General features: G+C 43.3%; 21 protein-coding genes and 1 pseudogene. 11 read left to right on the top strand and 11 right to left on the bottom strand.

Annotation, left to right across the window (positions count from 1 at the left end; translation table 11 throughout):
• Positions 1-374: 374 nt before the first annotated feature.
• From gcvP to JC606_RS19400, 3 genes are all read right to left on the bottom strand, one after another.
• On the bottom strand, positions 375-3,254 hold the full coding sequence (gene gcvP / locus JC606_RS19390; RefSeq protein WP_137408200.1) for an aminomethyl-transferring glycine dehydrogenase: 2,880 nt from the start codon (positions 3,252-3,254) through the stop codon (positions 375-377).
• 90 nt (positions 3,255-3,344) lie between these two features.
• Positions 3,345-3,725, bottom strand: coding sequence for a glycine cleavage system protein GcvH (gene gcvH, locus JC606_RS19395; protein ID WP_008216962.1), 381 nt, complete (start codon positions 3,723-3,725; stop codon positions 3,345-3,347).
• 51 nt (positions 3,726-3,776) lie between these two features.
• Entirely contained in the window at positions 3,777-5,069 is a 1,293-nt protein-coding gene (locus tag JC606_RS19400) for a serine hydroxymethyltransferase (RefSeq protein ID WP_198779227.1), read from the bottom strand.
• 440 nt (positions 5,070-5,509) lie between these two features.
• Here JC606_RS19400 and JC606_RS19405 point away from each other — a divergent pair, with 440 nt between their 5' ends.
• From JC606_RS19405 to JC606_RS19415, 3 genes are all read left to right on the top strand, one after another.
• Entirely contained in the window at positions 5,510-6,133 is a 624-nt protein-coding gene (locus JC606_RS19405) for a helix-turn-helix domain-containing protein (RefSeq protein ID WP_137408198.1), read from the top strand.
• A gap of 447 nt (positions 6,134-6,580) precedes the next feature.
• Entirely contained in the window at positions 6,581-7,714 is a 1,134-nt protein-coding gene (gcvT, locus tag JC606_RS19410; protein WP_198779228.1) for a glycine cleavage system aminomethyltransferase GcvT, read from the top strand.
• 249 nt (positions 7,715-7,963) lie between these two features.
• Positions 7,964-9,025, top strand: a complete 1,062-nt coding sequence (locus JC606_RS19415; RefSeq protein WP_198779229.1) for a S1 family peptidase — start codon at positions 7,964-7,966, stop codon at positions 9,023-9,025.
• A 153-nt stretch (positions 9,026-9,178) separates the two neighbouring features.
• Here JC606_RS19415 and JC606_RS19420 read toward each other — a convergent pair whose 3' ends face one another.
• Positions 9,179-9,496: a hypothetical protein gene (locus JC606_RS19420; RefSeq protein WP_198779230.1), complete on the bottom strand. Its 318-nt coding sequence runs from the start codon at positions 9,494-9,496 to the stop codon at positions 9,179-9,181.
• A 201-nt stretch (positions 9,497-9,697) separates the two neighbouring features.
• On the opposite strand from JC606_RS19420, the gene JC606_RS19425 reads away from it, so the two are divergent.
• On the top strand, positions 9,698-10,015 hold the full coding sequence (locus JC606_RS19425) for a helix-turn-helix transcriptional regulator (RefSeq protein WP_008216956.1): 318 nt from the start codon (positions 9,698-9,700) through the stop codon (positions 10,013-10,015).
• Positions 10,016-10,091: 76 nt separating this feature from the next.
• Here the strand turns inward: JC606_RS19425 and arfB are convergent, their stop codons facing one another.
• A complete protein-coding gene (gene arfB, locus JC606_RS19430; protein ID WP_137408195.1) occupies positions 10,092-10,502 on the bottom strand; it encodes an alternative ribosome rescue aminoacyl-tRNA hydrolase ArfB in 411 nt (136 codons plus the stop codon).
• 87 nt (positions 10,503-10,589) lie between these two features.
• On the opposite strand from arfB, the gene JC606_RS19435 reads away from it, so the two are divergent.
• Positions 10,590-11,195, top strand: coding sequence for a beta-phosphoglucomutase family hydrolase (locus JC606_RS19435; protein WP_198779231.1), 606 nt, complete (start codon positions 10,590-10,592; stop codon positions 11,193-11,195).
• A 43-nt stretch (positions 11,196-11,238) separates the two neighbouring features.
• Here JC606_RS19435 and JC606_RS19440 read toward each other — a convergent pair whose 3' ends face one another.
• The 4 genes from JC606_RS19440 to JC606_RS19455 form a co-directional block, all read right to left on the bottom strand.
• The gene (locus tag JC606_RS19440; protein ID WP_198779232.1) at positions 11,239-13,143 is read right to left on the bottom strand and encodes a sensor domain-containing diguanylate cyclase; all 1,905 of its coding nucleotides are present in this window, start codon (positions 13,141-13,143) and stop codon (positions 11,239-11,241) included.
• Positions 13,144-13,380: 237 nt separating this feature from the next.
• Positions 13,381-15,129, bottom strand: coding sequence for a formate--tetrahydrofolate ligase (locus tag JC606_RS19445; protein ID WP_198779233.1), 1,749 nt, complete (start codon positions 15,127-15,129; stop codon positions 13,381-13,383).
• Between the two features lie 270 nt (positions 15,130-15,399).
• Positions 15,400-16,704, bottom strand: coding sequence for an inosine/guanosine kinase (locus JC606_RS19450; RefSeq protein ID WP_004738099.1), 1,305 nt, complete (start codon positions 16,702-16,704; stop codon positions 15,400-15,402).
• A 116-nt stretch (positions 16,705-16,820) separates the two neighbouring features.
• Positions 16,821-17,297: a CreA family protein gene (locus JC606_RS19455; protein ID WP_105023430.1), complete on the bottom strand. Its 477-nt coding sequence runs from the start codon at positions 17,295-17,297 to the stop codon at positions 16,821-16,823.
• A 248-nt stretch (positions 17,298-17,545) separates the two neighbouring features.
• On the opposite strand from JC606_RS19455, the gene JC606_RS19460 reads away from it, so the two are divergent.
• The 3 genes and pseudogenes from JC606_RS19460 (at position 17,546) to JC606_RS19470 (ending at position 20,897) form a co-directional block, all read left to right on the top strand.
• On the top strand, positions 17,546-18,040 hold the full coding sequence (locus tag JC606_RS19460; RefSeq protein ID WP_004738096.1) for a hypothetical protein: 495 nt from the start codon (positions 17,546-17,548) through the stop codon (positions 18,038-18,040).
• 60 nt (positions 18,041-18,100) lie between these two features.
• Positions 18,101-19,907 (top strand): annotated as a pseudogene (locus JC606_RS19465) (HD domain-containing phosphohydrolase).
• A 261-nt stretch (positions 19,908-20,168) separates the two neighbouring features.
• The gene (locus JC606_RS19470) at positions 20,169-20,897 is read left to right on the top strand and encodes an HAD-IA family hydrolase (RefSeq protein ID WP_198779234.1); all 729 of its coding nucleotides are present in this window, start codon (positions 20,169-20,171) and stop codon (positions 20,895-20,897) included.
• Between the two features lie 441 nt (positions 20,898-21,338).
• Here the strand turns inward: JC606_RS19470 and JC606_RS19475 are convergent, their stop codons facing one another.
• Positions 21,339-22,763 (bottom strand): methyl-accepting chemotaxis protein, encoded by a 1,425-nt coding sequence (locus tag JC606_RS19475; RefSeq protein WP_198779235.1) that lies wholly within the window; start codon positions 22,761-22,763, stop codon positions 21,339-21,341.
• Positions 22,764-22,911: 148 nt separating this feature from the next.
• Entirely contained in the window at positions 22,912-24,135 is a 1,224-nt protein-coding gene (locus tag JC606_RS19480; RefSeq protein WP_198779236.1) for an aromatic amino acid transport family protein, read from the bottom strand.
• Between the two features lie 446 nt (positions 24,136-24,581).
• Between JC606_RS19480 and JC606_RS23565 the strand changes: the two genes are divergently transcribed.
• From JC606_RS23565 to JC606_RS19490, 3 genes are all read left to right on the top strand, one after another.
• Positions 24,582-24,710 (top strand): hypothetical protein, encoded by a 129-nt coding sequence (locus JC606_RS23565; RefSeq protein ID WP_269819952.1) that lies wholly within the window; start codon positions 24,582-24,584, stop codon positions 24,708-24,710.
• A gap of 137 nt (positions 24,711-24,847) precedes the next feature.
• Positions 24,848-25,459, top strand: a complete 612-nt coding sequence (locus JC606_RS19485; RefSeq protein WP_198779237.1) for an acyl carrier protein phosphodiesterase — start codon at positions 24,848-24,850, stop codon at positions 25,457-25,459.
• Positions 25,460-25,516: 57 nt separating this feature from the next.
• Positions 25,517-26,788: a DEAD/DEAH box helicase gene (locus tag JC606_RS19490; protein ID WP_198779238.1), complete on the top strand. Its 1,272-nt coding sequence runs from the start codon at positions 25,517-25,519 to the stop codon at positions 26,786-26,788.
• Positions 26,789-26,844 lie beyond the last annotated feature (56 nt).

The following is a 26,844-nucleotide window of genomic DNA, read 5'->3' on the forward strand; positions in this document are numbered from 1 at the left end:
TCCTTAGCCTTTAAGGCTTAAGTTTAGACAGTTACACAGAATTTAGGACAGTCTCTATCTATCTTCTGAGTACCGTCACTTCTTAACTTTAAATCTGACGCTGTATAAGCGTCCTATTGCCACAAAGCCAGCAGAAACACAAAAAGACCAATCCCAAGCGTTACTTTTAGAAGTAAGCCAAGAGGGGCTCCACCTTTTGGCGCTTTGTTACAACATCCCATCATCATTTCCTCATTCATCGTTGGATTAATCTCACCTTAAACCTTTCCCTTACGGTAAGGTCAATGCTTTTGTTGGACTCAAATTTCAGACAACAAAAAAGCGAACCAAGTGGTTCGCTTTTGTTATGTTTCGCTACTTAGCGCCGCTACGTATTAATCTTCGTAGTTATCGATGCTTGGGCAAGAACAGATTAGGTTACGGTCGCCGTATACGTTGTCTACACGGTTAACAGTAGGCCAGTACTTCGAGTTCTTCGTTGCTTTCGATGGGAAACAACCAAGTTCACGAGAGTAAGGGCGATCCCATTCTGCGCCAGCTAGGTCAACTTGTGTGTGCGGTGCGTTCACTAGAGGGTTGTTGTCTAGTGGCCATTCACCGTTTTTCACTGCTGCCATTTCGTGGCGGATTGCGATCATCGCTTCACAGAAACGGTCTAGCTCTTCTAAATCTTCTGATTCAGTTGGCTCTACCATTAGCGTGCCAGCAACTGGGAAAGACATAGTAGGCGCGTGGAAACCGAAGTCCATTAGACGCTTAGCAATATCTTCTTCGCTGATGCCTGTTTCTTCTTTTAGTGGACGAATATCGATAATACATTCGTGCGCTACGCGGCCGTTAGTACCACGGTAAAGAACAGGGTAGTGATGACGTAGTTTTTCCATCACGTAGTTCGCGTTCAGGATCGCAACTTTAGTCGCGTCTGTTAGGCCCGGTTCGCCCATCATAGCGATGTAAGCCCAAGAGATAGGTAGGATTGAAGCACTACCTAGATCTGCTGCTGATACCGCGTAGTCAGAACCTTGTACACCGTTTTCGATGTGACCTGGTAGGAAAGGTGCTAGGTGAGATTTAACACCGATAGGACCCATACCTGGACCGCCACCACCGTGTGGGATACAGAATGTTTTGTGAAGGTTCAAGTGAGATACGTCTGAACCAATGAAGCCAGGAGAAGTTAGACCTACTTGAGCGTTCATGTTCGCGCCGTCTAGGTAAACCTGACCGCCCGCTGCGTGTACTTGTTCACATACTTCCTTCACTTGCTCTTCGTATACGCCGTGCGTAGAAGGGTAAGTGATCATGATGCTTGATAGGTTGTCTTTGTGCTTCTCGATTTTCGCTGCTAGGTCAGTCATGTCGATGTTGCCATCTTCATCACACTTAACAACTACTACCTTCATTGAAACCATTGATGCTGTTGCAGGGTTAGTACCGTGCGCAGAGCTTGGGATCAGACAAACGTTACGGTGAGCTTCACCGCGGCTTGCGTGGTAACGTTGAATCGCGATTAGACCTGCGTATTCGCCAGATGCACCAGAGTTAGGCTGTAGTGAGAAATCGTCGTAACCGGTGATTTCACATAGCTTCTCTTTAAGATCTTTCGCTAGTGCTGTGTAACCAGCCGCTTGCTCTAGAGGCGCGAATGGGTGAATAGAACCAAACTCAGGCCATGTTACTGGAATCATCTCAGCAGCAGCGTTCAGCTTCATCGTACAGCTGCCTAGTGGGATCATGCCGTGCGTTAGTGAGAAGTCTTTGTTCTCAAGCTGTTTTAGGTAACGCATCATTTGCGTTTCGCTGTGGTGCGTGTTGAATACTGGGTGAGTTAGGAACTCTGATTCACGACGGCAGTTTTCTGGAATTGCTGCAAATTCGTTTGATGCAATGTCAGAAGATAGTGCTTGAACGTCTTCTTTCACGTCGAAGATTGCGAATAGGGCATTCACGTCGTCGATTGTGGTTGTTTCGTCTAAGCTGATACCGATCTTACCTTTAAGAAGGCGAAGGTTGATGTCTGCTGCTTGCGCTTTCGCGTACAGTGCATCTGTCTTCTCTTCAGAGTTGATCGTGATGGTATCGAAGAAGCTGTTGTTCGTTAGCTCGTAACCCGATTTAGTCAGGCCAGCCGCTAGGATAGCTGTCATGTGGTGTGTACGACGAGCAATAGTACGTAGGCCTTCTGCACCGTGGTAAACCGCGTAGAAAGACGCCATGTTTGCTAGAAGCGCTTGAGCCGTACAGATGTTCGATGTCGCTTTTTCGCGGCGGATGTGTTGCTCACGAGTTTGCATTGCCATACGTAGTGCTTGGTTACCGTGCGTATCGATAGAAACACCGATTACACGACCTGGCATTGTACGCTTGTGCTTTTCACGAGTTGCCATGAATGCAGCGTGTGGACCGCCGTAACCCATAGGAACACCGAAGCGCTGAGCTGAACCGATTACTACGTCTGCGCCCATTTCGCCAGCAGGCTTGAGTAGAGCAGAAGCAAGTAGATCTGTTGCAACGGTTACAAGCGTTTTGTTTGCCTGAGCTTTTGCAATGACGTCTGTTAGGTCACGAACTTCACCTGTTGTACCAGGGTATTGTACTAGTGCACCAAATACGTCTTGCTCTGGAAGTGTTTCAAGAGCGCCAACCATTACTTCAAAACCGATGTACTCAGCACGAGTTTTAACAACTTCTAGTGTTTGAGGGTGAACATCGTCAGCAACGAAGAATACTTTGCTCTTGCTTTTACCAGCACGCTTACACAGTGTCATTGCTTCGCCAGCCGCTGTCGCTTCGTCAAGAAGAGACGCGTTCGCGATTTCCATACCTGTAAGGTCCATTACCATTTGTTGGTAGTTAAGCAGAGACTCAAGTCGACCTTGAGAAATCTCGGGTTGGTATGGTGTGTAAGCTGTATACCAGCCTGGGTTCTCTAAAACGTTACGTAGAATAACGTTTGGAGTGAATGTGTTGTAGTAGCCTTGGCCAATGAAAGTACGTTTCACTTGGTTTAGGTTAGCGATCTCTTTAAGAGAGGTCAGCATGTCCATTTCGCTCAGTGGCGCAGCAAGTGTCATTGGTTTTTCAAGACGGATTTGTGCAGGAACCGTTTCGTCGATCAGTGCGGCTAGGCTAGTCGCGTTGATCGCTTCAAGCATTTTTTGCTGGTCTGCTTTATTTGGGCCGTTATGACGAGCAACAAACTCGTTTTGTGTACCCAAGTCTTTCAGTAATTGGCTTTGAAGTAATTCAGTCATGATATCGTTCTACTTTCTCTCTGGAGCCGTGAGCTAGCCCCTAAAATTAAGCTGCTCACAAGAGCAGCTTTATCGTAATGAGGTTACCTATTAGTCTTCTTCGATAGAGCTTAGGTATTCTTCCGCATCTTTAAGGTTGTCTAGTTCAGACGCATCAGACATCTTCACTTTAACAATCCAACCACCTTCATAAGGTTCTTCGTTGATTAGCTCTGGGCTATCTTCTAGTTCTTCGTTGATTTCTACGATTTCACCAGAGATTGGCGCGTAGATATCAGAAGCAGCTTTAACTGACTCAACTAGAGAGAAGCTTTCGCCAGCTTCAATTTCGTCTTCAGTTTCAGGCAGGTCAACAAACACAACGTCACCTAGCATCTCTTGAGCGTGCTCAGAAATACCGATAGTTACAGTACCGTCACCGTTGTCTTTTACCCACTCGTGGCTGTCTGCAAACTTAAGTGTATTGTCCATTGCTTATTCTCCAAAAATTTATGAGGTTTTAATTTAAATCTTAAAAACGGATTAACGGTAAAGAGGGAAGCGTTTGCAGAGCTCTTTAACTTGCTTGCGAACACGTTGCTCAACTTCAGCGTTGCCTTCAGGGCTGTCAACTAAGCCATCAAGAACATCACCGATCCATTCACCGATAAGTTTGAATTCTTCAGTGCCAAAACCACGACTGGTTCCAGCTGGCGTACCTAAACGAATACCCGAAGTAATCATAGGCTTCTCTGAGTCGAATGGTATGCCATTTTTGTTACATGTGATCCCAGCACGCTCTAATGCTTCTTCAGTTACGTTACCTTTCAAGCCCTTAGGACGAAGGTCAACCAGCATTAGGTGCGTGTCCGTTCCGCCAGTCACAATGTCACAACCGCGAGTTTGCAACACTTCAGCAAGAACTTTTGCGTTATCGATCACTGAATTAATATAAGTATTAAATTCTGGGCCAAGTGCTTCACCAAATGCGACAGCTTTAGCCGCAATTACGTGCATTAGTGGGCCGCCTTGTAGGCCAGGGAATACTGCAGAGTTGATCTTTTTGTTGATGTCTTCGTGGTTAGTCAGAATCATGCCGCCGCGTGGGCCACGAAGTGTTTTGTGTGTTGTTGTCGTTACAACGTGTGCGTGTGGTAGTGGGCTAGGGTGAGCACCTGTCGCGATAAGACCCGCGATGTGTGCCATATCGACCATTAGAATAGCGCCAACTTCGTCAGCGATTTCACGGAATTTAGCGAAGTCGATAACGCGTGGGATAGCACTACCACCTGCAATAATCATTTTTGGTTGGCATTCGATCGCTTGAGCGCGTACCGCTTCGTAATCGATCTCTAGTGTGTCGCGGTCTACACCATATTGAACTGCGTTGAACCATTTACCTGAAAGAGCAGGGCGTGCACCGTGCGTAAGGTGACCACCAGCGTCAAGAGACATACCTAGGATAGTGTCGCCAGGTTGAAGTAGGGCGAGTTTAACTGCGCCGTTCGCTTGAGCACCTGAGTGAGGTTGTACGTTCGCGTATTCACACTTGAATAGCTGTTTAGCACGTTCAATCGCGATAGCTTCTACTGTATCTACGTGCTCACAACCACCGTAGTAACGACGACCTGGGTAGCCTTCTGCGTATTTGTTGGTAAGGCAAGTGCCTTGAGCTTGCATTACTGCTTTAGAAACGATGTTCTCAGAAGCAATAAGTTCTATTTGTTCGTTTTGACGAGTGTTCTCTGCTTGGATTCCAGCAAATACTGCGTCGTCAGTCGCAGATAGGTTCGTAGAGAAAAAACTGTCTAAGCTATGGTTTTGATAAGCGTTCATTGTCGAGACCTTTCATTAAGCTAATGGTGATTGTTTTTATAGTCCATTAGGTCTTACGTTGATTTCTGCATCGGTATCGTTTGCGTTATATAGGTGTATAAATAGTGCGTTGCTTCTTATTTATACGACCATAGCGTCAAAGCGATCGTTGTAGGGTCAATGCAGCACGAATTGGTTCCCAAAAATTTCGGGTAAAAAACAGCTCTTACAAATGTTAAATCTTTCACTTGCTGCAAGCTGAAGTAGCATCTCTTCATCTAACAAGTCGATAACATAGCTCCGATAAAATCAATTTTCAACAAAAATTTCCAATAGGAAACAGTTTTTCTCGTTTTGCTACAGGGAGCACGCTTTATTTTCCTGTGTGCTCTTTAATCAACAAAGCGCTTCATGCAACAATGAAATCAATAGACAGGAAGTATGAAATAAATGAGGGACCTATGTCAGAAGACATTTATGATGAGTACCCATCTTTAACGTTGGCGAAAGAGACGTTAGATCAGAATATCGAACCACTTAAGCTCGGCCAGCGTATTAAAGATATCCGCAGCAAACTGGGCATTACGTTAGAAGAGGCGAGCCAACGTACTGGTTTGGCACGTTCTACGCTGAGTAAAATTGAGAACGAACAAATCTCACCGACGTTCCAAGCGATGCAGAAATTGGCTATGGGTTTGCAAATCGATATGCCACAACTCTTTGAGCCACCAAGAAAAAAAGTTGCCACAGGACGTCGTGACTTAACTAAAGCAGGCCAGGGTAAACCTCACCCAACTCCGACTTACGAGCATGAACTGCTGGCGACAGAACTTTCGAATAAGAAGATGATGCCGTTCAAGAGCCGAGTGAGAGCACGCGCCTTTGAAGAGTATAACGATTGGGTTCGCCACGATGGTGAAGAGTTCTTGATGGTGATCTCTGGTGATGTGATGTTCTACTCAGAATTCTATGAGCCGGTACCCATGAGCGAAGGTGACAGCATGTATTACGACGCCAACATGGGGCATATGTTGATTTCTACTAGTACAGAAGATGCACTGATTTTGTGGGTGACTGCAAAATAAGTTAACAAAGTTAGAATTTCTTATAGTGAATGCAAACGTTTGCTTTTGTTTCTAACGTTTGCCAAAAGACGCGATATTGGTGTGAAAAGCATCAATATCGCGTTTTTGTATGCGATTGAAAATTGTTTTTAAATTGTTAAATGTCACATTTTGAGCTGTTTTAATCTTGTTAAGGGTGTAAAACTGACTCAGGCTTGTTTACTATAGTGAACACGGTTTACTCATGTTGATTGAAGTTTACTGAAGTGAATTCTTAGAAAGTGAGTCGTATAGCTTTTATACAGAAGCCTCTTTTTATATCGCTAGTAATAAAAGCCTATATAGAAGACATCACTTTTTACTATCTACTGTTTCTAACGTTAACCCATATCGTTAGAAACGACTCTAAATAGAGATATAAGCGGCAGATTCGATTTGGAAAGCCTGCAACGCTTCATGGAGATTAAAATGACTCAAGAACACGCTAATCAAGACCTACTAAAAACACCTCTGCATGCGCTTCACGTTGAAGTCGGTGCAAAAATGGTTCCTTTTGCTGGCTACGACATGCCAGTTCAGTATCCACTAGGTGTAAAGAAAGAGCACTTACACACTCGTGACGCTGCTGGTCTTTTTGATGTTTCTCACATGGGGCAACTGCGTCTACACGGTGAAAATGCAGCCGCTGTTTTAGAATCTCTGGTTCCAGTAGATATTATCGACCTGCCTTCTGGTAAGCAGCGCTACGCGTTCTTTACCAATGAACAGGGCGGCATCATGGATGATCTTATGGTTGCTAACCTTGGCGAACACCTATTTGTTGTTGTGAACGCGGCGTGTAAAACACAAGATATCGACCACCTAACGGCTCACCTTCCTGCAGACGTAGAAATGGAAGTGATTGATGACCGCGCTCTACTAGCACTTCAAGGCCCTAAAGCGTCTGAAGTTCTTGCTCGTTTCCAACCAAGCGTTGCAGACATGCTGTTCATGGATGTTCAAAAAGTCGATATCGACGGCGTAGAGTGCATCGTGAGCCGCAGTGGTTACACAGGTGAAGATGGCTATGAAATCTCAGTACCGAACGATCACGCTGAAGCACTAGCACGTAAACTAACATCAGAAGCTGAAGTAGAGTGGATTGGCCTTGGCGCACGTGATTCACTTCGTCTTGAGTGTGGCCTATGCCTATACGGTCACGACTTAGACACAACAACGACTCCAGTAGAAGCTAGCCTTCTATGGGGCATTCAAAAAGTGCGTCGTACTGACGGTGAGCGTGCTGGCGGTTTCCCAGGTGCTGATATCATCCTTGAGCAAATCGCGACTAAAGATGTTCAACGTAAGCGTGTTGGCTTAGTGGGACAAACTAAAGCTCCTGTACGTGAAGGTGCTGAGCTGTTTGATGCGGAAGGAAACAAAGTAGGTGTGGTAACGAGTGGTACTGCTGGTCCTAACGCGGGTAAGCCTGTTTCAATGGCGTATGTACGCACTGATCTAGCGGCTATCGGTACAGAAGTATTTGCTGAAGTCCGTGGTAAGAAGCTACCAATGACAGTAGAAAAAATGCCATTCGTACCTCAACGTTACTACCGTGGCTAATCTCTTTTAAGATAAAGCACAAATTATAACAAAAGCCTATTGTTAGCTTCTCTTTTTAGGGATGTTTAATGGTAGGCTTTTTTGTTTTGATTGGATCTTCGGCTATCAGTATCCTGTCATTTTTCGTTGTCATGTTTAAAAAATGTCGTATTGAGGTTGCAAAAACACGCTATACTGAAAGCCATAGCATGTTATTGTTGGGAACTATTCGCATTATAAATAAGTTGTAAGTGTTACAAGGAGTTATCTATGAATTTGAATCAAGCAATTAGTCCTATAAACAAAGTCGTTGTAGGTCTTTTAGCGCCTTTGATTTATTCATCAAGTGTTATGGCTACAGAGAATGCGGTTGAACCGACTCCTGATGTTGGTGTAACGCCTTATATCGTTAACGGTAGCGACGCATCAGTAAGCGATTTCCCTTCAATGGCGAGTTTGTTTATTGATCGTATTGATTACGATGGTGTTTACTCAATAGGACAATACTGTGGAGCCACGATTTTAGATAACTATCATGTACTGACGGCTGCACACTGTATCTATGATGATGAAGATGCTCAATTATTCACTGTTGTTGTCCCACAATTACAAGATACCTCTTTATTCCCAAGTGGTGGTGTCCAGAAAGTTCGAGTATCTGACGTTTACTATCGTACTGACTATTCAGACCTTGAAGCTAATCTTCTACCGAATGATATCGCTATTTTGAAGTTAGAATCATCTCTTGGTTTGAGTTCATCTGCCGAAACTCGAATTCCAGATTTTGACACTTATCGAAGCATCTCTAACAACTTTGTTGCAGTTGGGCACGGTAATACAAAATCAGGTGAAGATAACACCACTTTGCTACAAAAAGTTGATTTGACATACGTTGATACAATCAATTGTAAAGCGGTGTTTGGTCCTTTAGTTACTGACAAACAGATTTGTTTTAACGGCAATGGTCCGGATAACGGTCTGTACGGAGGCACATGTCAAGGTGATTCAGGTGGCCCAGTCTTTTGGAAGAACGGTTCCACTTACGAGCAAGTTGGCATAACTAGTTTTGGGCCTAGGAAGTGTGGTGATGGACTCGGCGTAACGTCGGTATTTACAGAGATCTTTGATTATAAAGACTGGATTACCGATGTAACTAACGGTGTAATTGATAGCTCAGAAACTGTTCAGTTTACCGCGACAGAGGCAAAACGCATTGCTGTTGCTGGTACAAGTGCGTCAACTGGTTCTGGCAGCAGTGGTGGCAGCGTTTCGTTTGGTTTATTAGGCATGCTAATGTTGATCGCTGGTGTGAGAAAAGCGGTTAAACGCTAGAAGTTGATGGCTTTGAATAAGTCGACGTTTCATCGAATGATGACGTCGACTTTTTTGTTTCTGAGTTTCTTGGCTTATTGTGATGGCTTTGATCTAGTAAGTCTTACCAATGCTTAACTGACCTAAGTTACGAATAAACGATAGGGTAATAACTCAAACCGAATTGGTCTTCCTACTGTACCTTTCGATTATTTCATCCATTTCTTTAATCGCGTTATTGATACTGACAATACCGCCTTTCGCCACGCTTTTCTCATTAAGGTTTAACGCAGAAAAGGCCTGTTTGAGCTCTTTATCATCAAGCATCTCTGCGTGTAACAACACTTCTTTGTAGGTAAGAAGCCTGTGCTGAACTGCAATAATATCAGCACGGGTAGTGTTTGAATTCAAAGTCTGCTTAATGCAAGGAAACGCTAATTTGTAATAATTCGCAATTTCCAACTCGACGTCTTTCTTGTTCGCAATTTGCAATTTCTAATATTTCCTATCCTTGGTTAAACCAAGTTTATTCGCCTAAATACATATCACGGACCTATGCGTTAAGGTTTATGAAACGTAAGGTTTTTTAAGGTTCGAATAATATGCCTTTGATGGCTTATGTAAACATGGGCAAGTCAATATGGTCTGCTTCTTGCTGAAATTAGGTCATAACTGTCTAGTGGAGAGAGCCCTATGTCACAAGAGCCGATAATCATGGCACTGATTGAGCGCAGGAAGCGAGCGAATTTATCACAAGAAAAGCTCGCGGCTAGTGCAGGTATGAGTTTGAAAACGTATCAGCGAATCGAACGCGGTGAAGCAGATATTAAGATGTCTCAATATCGTTCAATAACCAGAACGCTAAAAGTGACAGATTTGGATGTTGTTCTGGATATAGTAGGCGCTTCTCATGCGACGGCTGAAGATGTCGCCGCGGTCAGTCGTTTACTCACTAGTGAAGAGCGGCTGCTGTTAATTAAGCTGATTTTATCGATCAAAAAACCGAAATAGAGAGGGGACAGTGGGCGTAAACCGAGTAGAGCAGTTGTTTCATTGGTGATGGGTGAACCAAGGGGAAATGAAGCGGCTAGCTCACTCTTCCTCTAAGTTGTTTGGTGTTACTTCTTTGTTTTTTGTTCTCTAGACGCTTTCTTTGCGAGCTACGTGTAGGCTTAGTGGCTCTTCGTAATTTCTGAACTTTTGTCGCTTCTAAAATCAGTTCTTTCAGGCGTACTAACGCGTCCTCTCGGTTTTGTTCCTGAGTTCTATATTGTTGAGCTTTAATGATAATCACACCGTCTTTAGTAATTCGGCTATCTTTGAAGGCTAACAACTTTTCTTTGTAGAAATCGGGTAGAGTAGAGTGCTTGATATCGAAGCGAAGGTGTATTGCACTCGATACTTTATTGACGTTTTGGCCTCCAGCACCTTGAGCTCTGATCGCAGTTAACTGGATCTCCCAGTCTTGAATGGATACAGAGTTAGATATTTGTAACATAAACTTCCATTTTGAACGGTAATATGGCGTCATAATACTGAATATTGGTTATGGTATCAGTAACTTTCTTAAAGAGTGGTAGCAGTAATGAAAATAGATTTAACGGCATATGAGGGATTAATCTTTGATATGGACGGTACGTTGATCGACACAATGCCAGCGCATGTACAGGCATGGCAGAAGACAGCTGAAGAGTTCGGCTTTCATTTTGAAGCATCTTGGTTACATAGTTTGGGCGGTATGCCGAGTTACAAAATAGCTGGTGAGGTAAACAGTAAATACGGTTTGTCTCTCGATCCTCAGGCTGTGTCAACGTTCAAAATGGCTTCATTTGCGGCGATTGAAGAAAAGGGAGATGTCATCCCATGTACGCACTCTTTGTTGCTTGAACACCTAGGTAGCAAAAAGATTGCAGTTGGTACTGGAAGCCAGCGCAAGAGTGCGGAGCAGCTTCTAGAAAAGACGAACATTCTTAGCAAGCTCGATATTCTAGTTACCGCTACAGACGTCAAAAATCATAAGCCGAACCCTGATACGTTTTTGGATGCTTGCTTTGGTATGGGATTAGAGCCAAAGCAATGTGTGGTATTTGAAGATACGGACCTTGGTAAACAAGCTGCGCACGCTGCTCAGATGGATTGCATTCTCGTGGTTGAAGGGAATAAGTTAGAGTTTCACCCTGCGCCAAACTGATAGCTATTGAACCAAGAAGGTTGCCTCGCTTTCGCTTTGGATTCTAGGCGATTTCACTCATCTCTGTGTCTAAGAACAAACATACGCTATCACGGCCCGCGGCTTTCGCTTCATATAGCGCCAAGTCGGCACATTTATAGTTGAGAGCCGGATCGCTCGTTAGGTTGGTGATACCGGCACTTACGGTAACAACACTGTCTAGCTCAAGGCTAACCGCAATTCGCAGTCTATTAAGTACGTAGTCAGCTTCTTCTGTTGTGGTGTGGGGCAAAATAACGCCAAACTCTTCACCGCCAATGCGAGCGACAAAGTCAGTTTCACGACACTCACGTTGCAATACTTGAGCAACGGTCTGAATCACTCGATCACCATAGTCATGACCAAACCTATCGTTTATGCGTTTGAAGTGATCGATATCTAGGATCGCCAAACAAGAGTGTTCTAGGGTAGGGTAACGGTTAATACGGGAGCATTCATCACGCAACTCCAGATCAAACTTGCGGCGATTCCAGCATCCCGCTAAGGCATCTTTTTCACTTAAGTTTCTGAGTTTGTTCTCAAGCTCTTTGTGTTTACTGATATCAACAAATGACGCGACATAAAATTGGATTAAGCCTTTGGCATCTTTAATGGATTGGATGCGGAGTATCTCAGTAATCAACGACCCGTCTTTACGGCGGTTGACGACTTCACCTTCCCACATGCCTTGCCTTTGAATAGCGCTCCACATTTTGGTGTAGAACTCTTGGTTGTAACGCCCTGATGCAAACATTGAGGGTTGGCGGCCTTTTACATCTTCTAACTCGTAACCACTAACTCGGGTAAACTCTTGGTTTACCTTGATGATGCGATTATTACTGTCAGTAATGACCAATGCAGACATGCAATTCATCGCGGCTTTTGCTAGCTGGCTTTCAATACTGTTCTTCTTATGGTTTCTGTTCCACAGTACAAAACCTGCTGAGATCATTGATATTAAAATCGTGAGGGTAACGATTTGTATGACAATAGCGTGGTTCTCACGTTGGTACTGGCTATTAAACTGCTGATTCTCTATATGAAGTACCATGTAGATAGGGCCTTCAAACTGCTTGATCTTGGGACTGATATCAGCATGGAAATACCAGTTTTTACCATCAAAGTAACTAGAAGATGTGTTGTCTTTTATCGCAGACCAGAGCTTAGGATACAGCTTGGCATAAGTTTGGCCTGAGCGTGATTCAATAACGTGACCGAAAGACTGCGAAGGATCTGGCCCCATGATGATGTGACCAGTCTTATTGAGAATGATTGGGACAGCAGAGGAGTCGCCGATTTGGTAATGAAGGCGTTTATAAATCTCTAGCATGTTTAAGTTGGCAATGAAGTAACCAATAATGCGATTGTTGTCAGCGACAGGTGACATAATGCGCAGTGCCGGAATCATCGGGCGAACTATCTGACCGTTTTCGACTTCAAGATCGATGCCTTTAGTACTGACCTCACCGATTTTAAGTTCTTGAAGTGCGGAGAAGTAACTACGTGATGATTTATTTTGGAGTTCGTTTTCCGGAACAACTGAAGCATGGCCATCTTTGTAATTAATGCGGAACACTTCATTACCGGTTAAATCAAGATAGCGTAATTGAGAATAGTACTTCTGGCCACGGGCAAGCATTACCCACAAGTCTTGTAAAGCTTCCGTGTGAATGACCGATGGCTCTTTAATTGCTCGAAGTAACGTTTTGGAATCTGCTATAGAGGGAACGGAGTTAGAGCTTTGTTCAACAATGACAGCGAGCTCGTGAAAGCTGTACTCAATCTGGTTTTGGCTAGATTGTTTGATGTTTAGCGAGTGCTGGGCTTCGACTCTGTCGAATTCAGAGTTGATATAGAGGGCAGGGACTAATCCTAGGGCAAACACGGTGCACAGAAATTGGCTGACTAGTTTCTTTATACTTGTATTCATCACTGTCCTCAAAGAATCAGCGCAATACTATATATTCTATAGGGTTTTTAATGTGATCTTGACCCAGAACTTAAAACAAGCTCTGCATATTACTGTGGTTTTAGTGCAACTTTGTGCACCTTGACTTGATTAATGAGCAATCACTTAACGATAAAATGATTGCTCAATATAGAATAGTGCTCCGAAAAACGAGGCGGTTAAATCCCGATATTTCGACATTTATCTGGATAAATTTGCCTAACTAAGGCCAACAATATTTCCATTACTATCAATATCTAACGACATGAACGCCGGTTTATCTGGCAACCCAGGCATGGTCATTACATTGCCGCATAAAGCGTAAATAAAACCCGCACCCGCACACAGTTTTAGTTCTCTTACCGGTACGTCAAATTGGCTTGGTGCGCCTTTGATATGTGCTTCCGTTGAAATAGAGAGTGGTGTTTTAGCTAAGCATACCGACAGATCTTGATAGCCGTGTTGTTTAAACTCAGCCAACTGCTGCTTCGCTTTCGGGGAGAGTGTAATACTCGCGGCACCGTAACCGATTTCAGCAACCGCCATGAGTTTCTCTTCTAAGCTTTGGCCTGTTTGGTAAAGGCATTTAAAGTCACCGTCATTTTGGCATGATTTAACAACCGCTTGTGCAAGTTTAGTTACGCCGTCACCGCCTTGGCCAAATGCTTCACTGACTTCAACAGCGACGTTGCTATCGAATTCTGTAATCATCTGTTTCAATGTGTCGAGTTCTTGTTGTGAATCTTGCGGGAAGCGGTTGATCGCTACTACGGTAGGCACACCGTATTGCTTAACGTTATTGATATGCCACTTTAGGTTTTCAAAGCCAGCGACCAACCTATCGATGTCGTCACTGAAGAGCGAATCGGGTAGTGGTGTTCCTGGTCTCAAATCATACAAACCAGAGTTCGCCTTTAGTCCACGCAATGTCGCTACGACTACCGCGCAATCGGGCTTCTTACCAGATGCTTTAACTTTGATATTACAGGCTTTTTCGAAGCCCATATCTGAACCAAATCCACCTTCAGTTACAACGAAGTCGCTGAGTTTCAGTGCGATCTTATCTGCAATAATCGAAGAGTTACCATGAGCAATATTCGCAAAAGGACCTGCGTGTATAAGCGTTGGTAAGCCTTCAAGTGTCTGCATCAAGGTTGGTTCGATAGAGTCTTTCATTGTTACTGTCATTGCACCGGCAACATCAAAGTCATTTGCTGTTAAAGGCTTACCTTGTCTGTTGTATGCCAGTACGACACGACCAATGCGTTTACGTAAATCTTGCAGGTCATCGGCCAGTGCTAAAATAGCCATAAGCTCTGAGGCGGCTGAGATATCAAATCCATCTTCGCGTTCGTAGCCGTTTGTCGTTTTATCCGTTTCGTTTTTACCCACGGTAATCATACGTAACGCGCGGTCGTTATGGTCAAGTACACGTCGCCAAACGATCCTGCTAGGGTCTATATCCAGTGCTTTCAACCCTGAGCGAGTTTCAAATGCTTGTAAGCCTTCACGCTGTTCATGATACAAGCGTGCATCAATAGCTGCAGAGGCAAGGTTATGAGCGGCTGTCACAGCGTGGATGTCACCAGTTAGGTGGAGGTTCAACTCGTCCATAGGGGCAACTTGAGAATAACCACCTCCAGCAGCACCACCTTTCACACCAAATACAGGGCCCATTGAAGGCTGGCGAATACACGCCATTGCTGATTGGTTAATCTTCGCCAACCCTTGTGCTAAACCGATAGTCGTCACGGTCTTTCCTTCACCAAGTGGTGTTGGTGTAATTGCTGTCACGACAACCAGCTTTCCGTCTGGCTTTTGAGATAGGCGTTCGAGTGATGTTAGAGACACCTTTGATTTAAATTGCCCCAAGGGCTGATGTTCTTGTTCTTGTAGGCCGGCTTGCTTAGCAACCTCACTAATGTTTTTAAGGAGTGTTGAACGACAAATATCGATATCAGACAGCATATTTTATCCTTATATCAGAACCGAAAGGTGGTGCGTAAACGTTTGCGTGGCGATGGTACTGCATAAATTTGCTAAGTAAAGGCAAACCACACCGATTATGTGCTGGAAGATAACAGATCTGAAGAGTCATTGCGCGAGATCAAATCTTAAATGAGCCAAATATTCGATTGAGTGGGTTCGAATTACGCTCACATCCACTTTAAATACAAAAGGGGCTGCATATCGCAGCCCCTTTTAAATGACAGTATTAGTCACGCGACAGATGCGCGATTAACGGTCCCAGTATGTTTCTTCTAAGCTATCTTCGCGTTCTGGTAGTGCACGAGAAAGGCGAGGTGAGTGCTGTGTTAGCACTTCGTAGCTTACGCGGTTTGCATACTTACAAATCTGAGACAGTGAAGAGTATGTTAGACACGTGTGTTCGTGTTTCTCTGAGTTTGGTACGTTAACGAAGTGGTAGCTGTTTGCTGCCATGTCATGTAGCAGAGCAGAAAGCGCGCCATCACCCGCACCATTAGTGTTCTTAATCTCTAATGGACCACCAAGGTATGGACCAATGTGAGAGTACACTTTAACCGGGTTTTCACAGTCTTGTTTACGCATAGCACGGCTGAATTCGTATTTATTGAACTCAGGGATATTGCCTGGTAACAGTGGAAGTGTAGTTTCGCGTTTTGCTAGCTCGTCTGTGTAACCTGCCATGTAAAGGCCGATTGGACCAGCAGTACACAGTACTAAGTCAACCCATTCTAGTGCTTTGTTCGCCGCAAGAAGTGGATCTTTTTCGCCTGTTAACGCTTCACCTTCGTCTTCATTCATCGCAACGATAGTTACGTTCTCTTTCAGGTATTCTTGCCACCATTCAGCGTTACCTTCGATCACGTATTTAGTACCAAGTGTTAGAACAACAGGCACGTTGTGCGCTTTCGCATATTCAATCGCCTTTTGTACCGCTTTTGGCATTGGATCTTCAGGGTTACCGCGCATTAGATACGAAGAAACGACTAGAGCCGATGCTTTCTCGAACACTTTCTCAGGAATGCTCTCCGGAAGCAGCTGGTTCATGTGTCCTTCGTTAATCGCAAACGTACGCTCGCCATCTTCAGTAATTAGCGTGTAACAACGACCAATTGGACCATCTACTGTTTGTAGGTGGTTTAGGTTCATACGAGAAGAAGTGCGGCAAAGGTAACGGTAACCAAATGAGCCAACTTCAATTTTCTTAGACATTACGCCAAGCAGTACGGATTTGCTGTCTGCAAGTACGGAATAGTTGTGCAGTGTGTTGCCAATAGTATCGCCAGGGTATTGATGCGTAATCAAACCGCGCTCTACAAGCTCTTCATACAGCGCATCAGCTTTACTTTCTTCCAATACCAGCGAGTGACCTTTACTCAGCTCATATTTATCAAGGAACGCACTGTCAACACGGGCTTCGATATCAACAATGGTTTGACCTACACCAACAATCGTTGCACGGTGCAGTTTAGGTGTTTGTTGAATTTGGTTGACCAACGGATCACGTGCGTGAGTTGGAAAGTAATGCTTAGATTTACGCTGTCCAGGAAACTTCATATGAAAAATACAGTGAAAAAATTTTGCCGCATGATATCACATTTTGTTTCTGTTTCTTTCATTTTTATTACATTTTGAATCACCTGCACAATGTCTGTACAGGTGATTCGTATTGATTATTCTGTTGGTACGAGTGTTGCTGGATCAACGTAAGCGGCTGTACCCCATAGAGGAACAGTAGATAGGCTGTGTTTGAAGCTACCTTCAGTCTCTTTAGTGGTGTAAGACAAGTAGAGTAGGGATTGGTTTTCTGCGTCGTAAATACGGCGAACTTTCATGGTTTTGAAGAAAATACTTTTCGACTGCTTGAATACCACTTCGCCAGATTTACTTTTATCAATCTGCGCGATCATGTCAGGCGTGATTTCACCCGTTTGGCGGCAAGAAATAGAGCTATCACTTGGATCAGAAAGACTCAGGTTCGCTTCGATGGAAGCGATGTGACACGTTACGCCCGGGATTTTGTCATCGTCTAAAGATGACATCTTAATGTCCTTCATTGTGAAGAAACCTAAAGATACGTCGCCAACCTCGTTGTCCGAACAACCTGCTAACATTGTAATGATACCGGCTGCTATTAAGGCTTTTTTCATAAGAAGTCCTTTTTATTTGTATAGTTCTGTTTACTATAAGAAAATTGAAAGCTTGAATACGAGTGTAGAGCTTTTCGTTAAGTTCTTAAAGGATGTTGTTGGATAATGAAAAATATGAAGCATTTAAAGTACTTGTTGGCCTTAGTGATGCTATGTATGCTCTCTGCATGTAGCTCGGCGCCTCAGCCGACCGTATGTCTGCCAAATAACTGTGATATTTGGGGATACTAACTGTAGGTACTAAAAGAATGAATAACGAAATACCTGAAATCGCATTAAAGAAGAATCAGTGGCTGTTTAGCCAGCTTGATATTGCTTACCCCGCGAAAGAAAGCCTTTTAGGTCTAGATATCTATAAGAGCCAGCTTTCCCAAAAGACTTACCAACTTCTCCCGCAAGACCAAACGCCCTCACAAATTGACGAACTGCATAAAGTAGATTTTCACAAACTGACGGTTCTTTTCTCTCTAAACCAAGCTAGCGCTTATCAGGATGAAGCGGAAAGAGCGAACATCCTAGAATTCTTAAGCCAAATCATGCTGTCTGATGAACATGAATTGTATGTAGGTACTAAAAGCGGTGATGTGGTGGCGAGTGCTATTGTAACGGCAAGTGACGATGAGCTGCTAATATCAGATATTGTTAACCAAGACGATCAAAATATTGTCGGGTTTGCTAAACAGTTACATGATTTTTGGGCTCAAGATCAAGATTATACCTATAAAGTAGTGTTCGAGAACTAATGACTCTTTGAGAAAGCGTTAATCTGAGTACAGTGCGCCGTCTTTTAAAAAGGGTTCGGTATGTACAAGCTATTGATCTCAATCGCTGTATTGTGTGTTAGCGCTTTTTCTCCTGCATTTTATGCTAACGACTGGGATGTTAAACAAGTCCTAGTATTACACTCCTACGAACCTTCCTATCAATGGACCGCAGATTTCCAAAAGGGGATCGATAACGCGTTCAAGCAATCCCATGGCGAAGTAAAACTCTCTATCGAGTATTTAGATACTAAACGTATTCATAACCAAGACTACTAAGACTCTCTCGTGGATTACTTCGAAGCAAAATATTCAGGTTATGAGTTTGATGGGGTTATCGCGACTGATGATAATGCCGCTAATTTCCTTGAGTCACTAGGTGCAATCATAGATCGTTCAACACCTGTTGTTGCCGTTGGTATTAATGACTTAAACACAGACATGTACACCGTGAGCGACAAAGCGACTGTGCTTTATGAGAATGATCATATTGATATTAATATCGAGCTTATTTCTCAGCTACGTCCAAATATCAAGAACTTATACTTTGTAAATGATTACAGTGTCACGTCTCAACTAATCCGTAAAGAAGTTCATAAAGTCATGGCGGGTTATCCACAAATCAATCTTGTGGAAATCAGCAATCAAGCTTTAGAACAGGCGGGTGAGTATTTGAAAAATATCTCTCCCGATGATGCAGTGCTGATTAGTCACTACAACACCGAATTGACGCAAGGTGTTTACCATTCTTATACCGAAATTGCAGAAACCATATCTCAGGCGAGCGCTGCACCCGTATTCGCACTTTGGCAGTTTTACATTCTTGGGGATGTTCTTGGCGGATATGTGAATCATTCACAAAGTATGGGTGAACAAGCGGTCGATGCATTGGATAAGTACGTCCCACTTGGTTTTAAAAGCTCGTTAGTACCCGGTGATAACATACGTTTTGTATTCAATTACGATGCGATGAAAAAGTTCGGATTACGTGAAAGTACACTTCCAGAAGATTCGGTTCATTAACGAACCTTCATCTTTCATACGTAAGAACTTCCAGTTGCTGTTGGGCGTAACCATGGTAATCGCAGGCTTGAGTTTGATTATCGTGATGCAATTTATCACCTTACGTCAGAAAAAAGAGTTAGCCAAAAAGAACAAACGGATTCTAGCGCTGCAAAAACAGACGTTAAATGTACAAAAAGAGATGATTCATGTCTTAGGTGAAGCCATTGAGACACGTTCAGGCGAGACAGGCAATCATGTTAAACGCGTGGCTAAGTTGTCAGCATTCTTAGCCAAGCACAGCGGTTTGAGTCACCGCGAAGTCGAGATGATAGAGATCATCAGCCCAATGCACGATGTCGGTAAGATCTCGGTTCCAGAGTCTATTCTCGACAAACCGGGTAAGCTAACCGAGCAAGAGTGGGAGGTAATGAAGCTTCATACCACTGCAGGTTATAATTTATTGAAGAGCGGAGCGGGTGATATTACCAACCTAGCGGCGATTATTGCCAATGAACATCATGAGCTTTGGGACGGCGCCGGTTATCCAAATGGTAAGTCGGGTGAAGAAATCCACTTATTTGCTCGTATTACTGCGGTCGCGGATGTATTTGATGCGTTGCTGAGCGCACGTTGTTACAAAGAGCCATGGTCTTTAGATATGGTTGTTGATTTATTCGAACGTGAATGTGGTTATCAATTCGACCCACAACTCACTCGATTACTTCTAAAACATTTGCCTGAGTTTGTCGCGATACGTGATACTTATCCTGACACTGCAGCTTTTGAATATAGCTTCAAGGTAGAAGGGAAACCCAAAGTCGATGAAGAGTCGGCTGTCAGTTAATACTTCGCACAACGATTTCTGTATTCTAAGATTTATATTTTCTCCTATTAACTTCAGTTGTTTGTAAAGCTTTCAGGCATTGATACTGTGAGCCTGTTGATAATTTGATGAAAACTGTTGCTTATGGCGACTCATAAGGTGATCTGCAGCATATTTTGCGAAGAGAAATAAGCATGCATCCGTAAACTGTTACCTCAGTCATCCCTCACTTTGAAAGAACCCTATAGGATAAAACTTGGATTGAATCTGAGTGAGAGAACTATGCGGTTAGAACAGACTAAATGTGTGATATTTGATTGCGATGGCACGCTTATCGACAGTGAAAAGCTGTGCTGCCAAGCCTTAGTCAATGTCTTCAGCGAGTTTGGGGCCAACCTAAACCTCAATGACTGCTACGCTCACTTTCAAGGCGGGAAGCTAGCCGATATTTTAATGGACACGCAGGCTCGTCTTGGTTTATCCATCTCCATTGATACACTTGAACCTTTATATCGCACTGAATTAGAAGCCTTGTTCCAACGTCACTTGAAACCGATGGATGGCGCTATCGAACTGATTGAATTCCTCAAACATCAAGACATCGAATTTTGTATTGCTTCTAATGCACCGAAATCTAGAGTTGAATCTTCTCTCGCAATGACAGGTATGCTTGATGACTTTAAAGGGAAAGTGTTTTCGGCGTTTGATGCAAACAGCTGGAAACCAGAGCCAGACTTGATCATGTATACCGCAATGAATATGGGTTTTTTACCTAATGAGTGTATTTATGTTGACGATACCTTGAAAGGTATTGAAGCAGGTGTAAGAGCGGGTATTCAGTCGTTCAGATTAAGACCGAATGTAGATGAGACATTAAGTGGTGACCCAAAAGCCGACACAGCAGAGCTGGCGGCTCAGGATATCTATAGTTTGGAAGAAATTTCCGTTTGGATTAATGGCAAGCACTGCTCCAGTGGTGATAAACCGAGCTCTGCAGCTTTGGTGGCTTAACGCCCAATTGAAGGCTGAGTACTTTACTAAATTGTTTTGTGTGAAATCCGCAGGATGCGCAAGTAAACTTCTCTCCACTTTCTGAGAGTAGATATTCGTCATGTTGGCATAAAGGGCATGTCACGTCTTCGGTGTTTGGTGCTTCTGTTTTATTCATTATGTGTCACCTGCAGCAAGAGGGTAAGCGAAAAAAGACCCGTATAGCTAGATTACTCCTAAGCTCGTTTATTAGACAGTTTTGCTCCCTTATATTCTCTCCTTTGCGACTTGCTTCATGGTAATGATAATCTCATCGTTAGTAACCATGGTAAATGTAATGACATTGGCGGATTTTATTAAAAAGGACTCATAGCGAGTCCTTTTTAGTTTGCTTTAAATTTTTCCTAGTTCAGAAGCTGGCGATTGTTATTTTCCAGCGCCATGACGCTTATCTTAGTTAGCTTAAGTGCGATATCTCGCTAATGTCTGAGATAGGGTAATCGATGCGTCCGTTAGCTTTGATACACCGTTCGATGAGTTTTGAGCGACTTCTTTTATTACATCGGATTGACTGCGAATGTCATTGAGCTCTGCCGCGATGGTATTCGCTACGTTGCTTTGCTCATCAGCAGATGTGGCGATTTGAATACTCATGTCCATTAGCGCTTGTGCGGAGTCAGCAATTGAGTTTACGTCTTCACCGATATTAGAAATCAACTGGCTGCTAGTTTGTGCTTGGTCGACCGTTTGCTCAGTGATCTTAGCGATATTTCGGCTCTCTTGTTGCAAACGCTCAATCATCGCTTGGATTTCTACCGTGGCAGACTGAGTTCTGCTTGCAAGCGTTCTTACCTCATCGGCAACAACTGCAAACCCTCGACCTTGTTCTCCAGCACGAGCGGCTTCGATCGCTGCGTTGAGTGCTAACAGATTTGTTTGCTCTGAGATCGCGTTAATTGTGGTGATAACTTCATTAATTTGGCTAGTGTTAACGTTCAGGCTTGTTACTGAAGAAGAGGTTTGCTCAATCAAAGAGGAAAGTGTAGTGATCTCTGAGATAGCTTGCTGAACTTTAGCGTGGCTGTCATTGATTTGTTGTGCGTCTTGCTCAGTTTGCTCGGTAGAGCGTGCGGAAATGTTAGACACTTCATTCGCTGAAGCCGTCATCTGATCCATAGCCGTTGCAACAGAATCTAGAGAAGCGTTCTGACTCATGATTTGTGTTTCGCTGCGTTTCATCTCAGCTTCGAAGGAAGAAGAGGTTTCACTAAGTGTTGCAGCACTATGATTAACATTGTTAACAAGCTCCGACAACGTATCCATTGAACGATCTAGTGCGCAGCCGATCGTACCGAATTCATCGCGTCCAGGGTGGAAGCCGAGTCGTGAGGTTAAATCACCGTCACCAATCTTTTGAGTGGTTGTGTAAAGTACCCAAAGTGCACCACCCAAGAAAGTAGCGACCCAGTAGCAGAAAAGACCAAAAGGCACACACCATAAAAAGCTGAGTAATAAGGTGTACAGTGCTTGCTGCTTTTGGTTTTGAATTTCGTTGTTAGAAACGGTTAATGAGTAATAATTGCCATCATTAGCGATTGCCGTTGCAGTCACAACACCATTATTTGAAATCGTAGTTTGTTGTGGACGAGGTTGTTGAGTAATGCCACTCACGTTAGTAGGGTTGTCTGATGCTGACAAAATGCCTTGGAGTTTATACTCGGCTTGATGCTTTGCACTAGCGTTAATATATTCCACTTTACTAACGTAATTTAAGCCTGACAAGCTTGCCACAGCGGCGAGAAAGATTAAGAAAATAACCCAAAATTTGTCGTTAATAGACATTTTGATAAACAGTTTGTCTATCGTTCGAAATTGTACTTCTTTCATAAAAACTCCACGGTAAATCCTTTACCGTGGACTCTAAATAACCGACTTCAATAAAAATGTGATGTACGCTGAGTAATTGTGAAAAGTAATGATATAGACATTCCATAAATGAGAGCTTGATCGCCCATATCATTAGTGAATTGCTTTATTAGCCGAGTGACGGTAATAACCCTACAGATATAAGGGTTTGAATTGCAATGATAAATACACCAACGCCACCCGCTAAAAACAGTGCTTTGCTCCCGCCCAAAACTTGGTAATTAGGTTGTGAGCCGTTAGTCGCAATAGTGAAATCTGTGTAGCGTACTTTGTAGACCATGACAGTAGGTAAAAGAATAGCTAATACAGAAAGTGCGATGGCTGCGTAACCCAAAGCCATGATAAAGCCTTGTGGGTAAAATAGCGCAAAGCCGAGCGGTGGTAAGAAAGTAATAACGGCAGTCTTTACTCGTTTTGCACTGCCTAGTTTATTGCTTAATGAGTCGCCCATAAATTCGAACAGACCCAAGCTAACACCGATAAAAGACGTAAGAAGAGCGAGATCGGCAAACACACCGACGATCACACTTAGATTTGATTGATGCACAGTTTGCGACAGCGATACCAAAAGTGCACCCAAGCTAGTGTCAGAAAGTAACTGCTCTTGGCTCACAACACCTAAAGTAACGCCTTGCCAAAAAATGTAGATAACTAAAGGTAACGCGGAACCTACAATCATAACTTTGCGTAGAGAGCGTACATCACCATCAAGGTATCTTACGATAGAAGGGATACTGCCGTGGAAGCCGAAAGAGGTGAACACGACTGGAATTGCCGCAACAATCAGACCTTGCTGTAGTGGCATGCTTAATAGGTATTGAGAAGTGATGTTAGGTGCTAAGAAGCTCAGAACCAAAACCATCGCGACCAGTTTTAGCCCAAATAATACACGGTTAACCTTATCAACACTGTGCGTACCAATAGTTACAACACCAGCCACCAACAATGTAAACAGCAAAGTCGTCACTTGGCCATTGAGCTCAATTCCTGCGATGTCGGCAATTCGTTGATTAAACTGCGCACCACCGCCTGCGATGTAAGCGGCGCACAGTGCGTAAAATAGAAACATAACTGCGAAGCTCGCAATCCACTTTCCCTTTGTTCCTAAAATCGTGTGAGCCAAAGTGTGTAGGGTGGCATCAGATTCAACGAATTGGTGTAGCTCCACCATTAATAACGCTGTAAATGCCATTAGTGCCCATAAACCAAGCATCAAGAAAAGTGAAGTTGAAAAGCCAATACCTGCAGAAGCAAGAGGAAGAGCGAGCATGCCGGCACCAATTGTTGTGCCAGCAATGATCAAAGTACTACCAAAAACCTTTGATTTATTCATTGTATATAATTCTTTACGTTAGGGTGTGTTTTCATTGTAATTCTTCTAGCTTAAGCGCATAAACCCAAAGAATATCTCGATTTTGGAGTATTCTGATTGAGTTTAATTCCAATTGCAACGGTTAATGTAATTTAAAATATCCAATGTAAATTAATGTTTACATTTATATTGTTGAGGTGCAAAAAACGAGGTGAGCAAACGTTTGACCATGATCGGCTTCAAAATAATTAGAGTAATTTGTTGTACTTAATGTATGGTGGCAGTACATATGTCGTTCGCGTATACCCCTTTAACGTAGATAACCGTTAATGATCGCGAGTAGCTTCAAGCTATAAATATGGAATGGGTAGAGTAGAGTGCGTTCATCAAAGTGACATAATATAAGTCCAAGATGGTGCACTGGTTAATTGGACATAACGTCCACATCAAGGAATAGAGGGGGCACTATGAGTGACCAATCTTTAAATGACGAAAGTCTAGAGTTGTTAGATGCTATGGAAATTGGCATTGATTTATCTGACTACGAACAGACAGTTAAACAGTTAGCTGAAGTACTTTTTCCATCTTCTAACTAACGTTTCATTTCAATTCTTATACTGAGCAAATCTGATTCTCTCACTCGTCATACCAAAAGCTACCCTCATTAAAGTTCGCGAAGATAAACAAGTACGTTTACCATGTTACTTAGTTCTCGACACTTTAATGAGGTCCAATGAACTTTCTCGCACACCTTCATATCGCCAAATACTGTAACAGCAACCTAGCAGGAAACTTGTTAGGTGATTTTGTGAAAGGCAACCCAAATAAACACTATTCAGATTCGCTTTCTGATGGCATTCGACTTCATCGGTTTGTAGACAGCTATACAGACAGGCACGATGTTTCTCGTTCAGCTAAATCACTCTTTTCAAATCAAACGAAACGCTTTGCACCTATCGCACTCGATGTATTCTGGGATCACTGTTTAGCCAATCATTGGGCCAATTTTTCTAAGCAATCACTAGAGCATTTTTGTCTCGATAGCCATCAACAAATATTTGATCATCAAGAACCTCATTGGCCGGAAAGCTTTGTGGTCATTCATCAGAAAATGGCAGAACAACGCTGGTTGGAGAGTTACCAGGATATGGAGTCCATTGAAATGGTGTTACAGCGAATGGCGTTGAGAAGGCCAAAGCTTGGCATGCTAAAAGCGTGCTACGCTGACTTGGAAAACCATTATGATACGTTGCAGTGTCACTTTAATGAGCTTTATCCTATGGTTTTAAAAGAAGCGAGTGAGTTTAATACGCTTCAATTGAAGAAAAATCAAAAGGAAAGGTAAACAGCGTAATGTAGGTTTGCTACAATCCGCGCCTATTTAATCTTTGAGCATCTTATTATGTCTGAATCTACCAAATCTTTTAATCAATTAGGATTGTCTGATCACCTACTTGCTACGCTAGAAGAGCTGAACTTCACGGCTCCAACCAGTGTTCAAGAACAAGCGATTCCTTTGGTTTTAGAGGGTAAAGATGTACTGGCTGGTGCTCAAACGGGTACAGGTAAAACGGCGGCTTTTGGCTTGCCAATTATTCAAAGATTACTTGCTACTAAAGATAATGTAATTCCAAATCCTAAACTGGTTCGAGCTTTGGTTTTAGTGCCAACCCGTGAGCTTGCACAACAGGTGTTTGATAACGTAACCAGTTATGCAAAAGGTACCGATCTCAAGGTGGTTGTAGCTTACGGTGGTGTAAGTATGAAGGTTCAAACTGATAACCTTCGTCAAGGCGCTGACATTTTAGTCGCGACACCGGGACGTTTGATTGACCACATGTTTACTAAAAACATCATGTTAAGCCAAACAGAAGTATTGGTTCTTGATGAAGCGGACCGCATGCTAGATATGGGCTTCATGCCCGACATTAAACGCATTCTTTCGCGTATGAACGAGGTTCGTCAAACTCTGTTCTTCTCAGCAACGTTTGATAACAAGATTAAGGCGATTGCACATCGTATGATGCAGTCACCAAGTGAAATCCAAGTAACACCAACTAACAGCACTGCTGAGACAGTTAAGCAGATGGTTTACCCAGTCGATAAAAAGCGTAAAAGCGAACTACTGGCGTACTTAATTGGCTCAAACAATTGGCAACAAGTATTGGTTTTCACCAAGACTAAGCAGGGCACTGATGCGTTGGTTAAAGAGCTTAAGCTAGACGGGATTAAAGCGGCATCAATCAATGGTGATAAAAGCCAAGGTGCTCGCCAAAAAGCCCTCGACGATTTTAAATCAGGTAAAGTAAGAGCATTGATTGCAACCGATGTTGCTGCCCGTGGCATCGATATTCAGCAGCTTGAACAAGTGGTGAACTACGATATGCCTTACAAAGCGGAAGACTATGTGCACCGTATTGGTCGTACAGGCCGTGCGGGTAATAGTGGCCTTGCAATTTCTCTTATGAGCCACGATGAAGCGTACTTGCTGGGCGCAATTGAGCGACTACTCGATACACGTCTACCTCAAGAGTGGCTAAAGGGCTTTGAACCTAGCCCCGAGCAAGATGTGTCACCTGAGCGAGGTGGTCGTAGTAAAAGCCGTTCAGCAGAAAAGCGAAAAATGAAAGCAAAGCTCAAGATTCACCAAAATCGCGGTAAGGCTCGCCGATAACCGCAATGTAGTTCACTTAAGCGGAGCTGCTTTGCGATTAATTGGGTAGCGAGTCT

This window comes from Vibrio sp. IB15 (assembly GCF_016406055.1).
In the GTDB taxonomy this organism is placed as follows: Bacteria; Pseudomonadota; Gammaproteobacteria; order Enterobacterales; family Vibrionaceae; genus Vibrio; species Vibrio chagasii.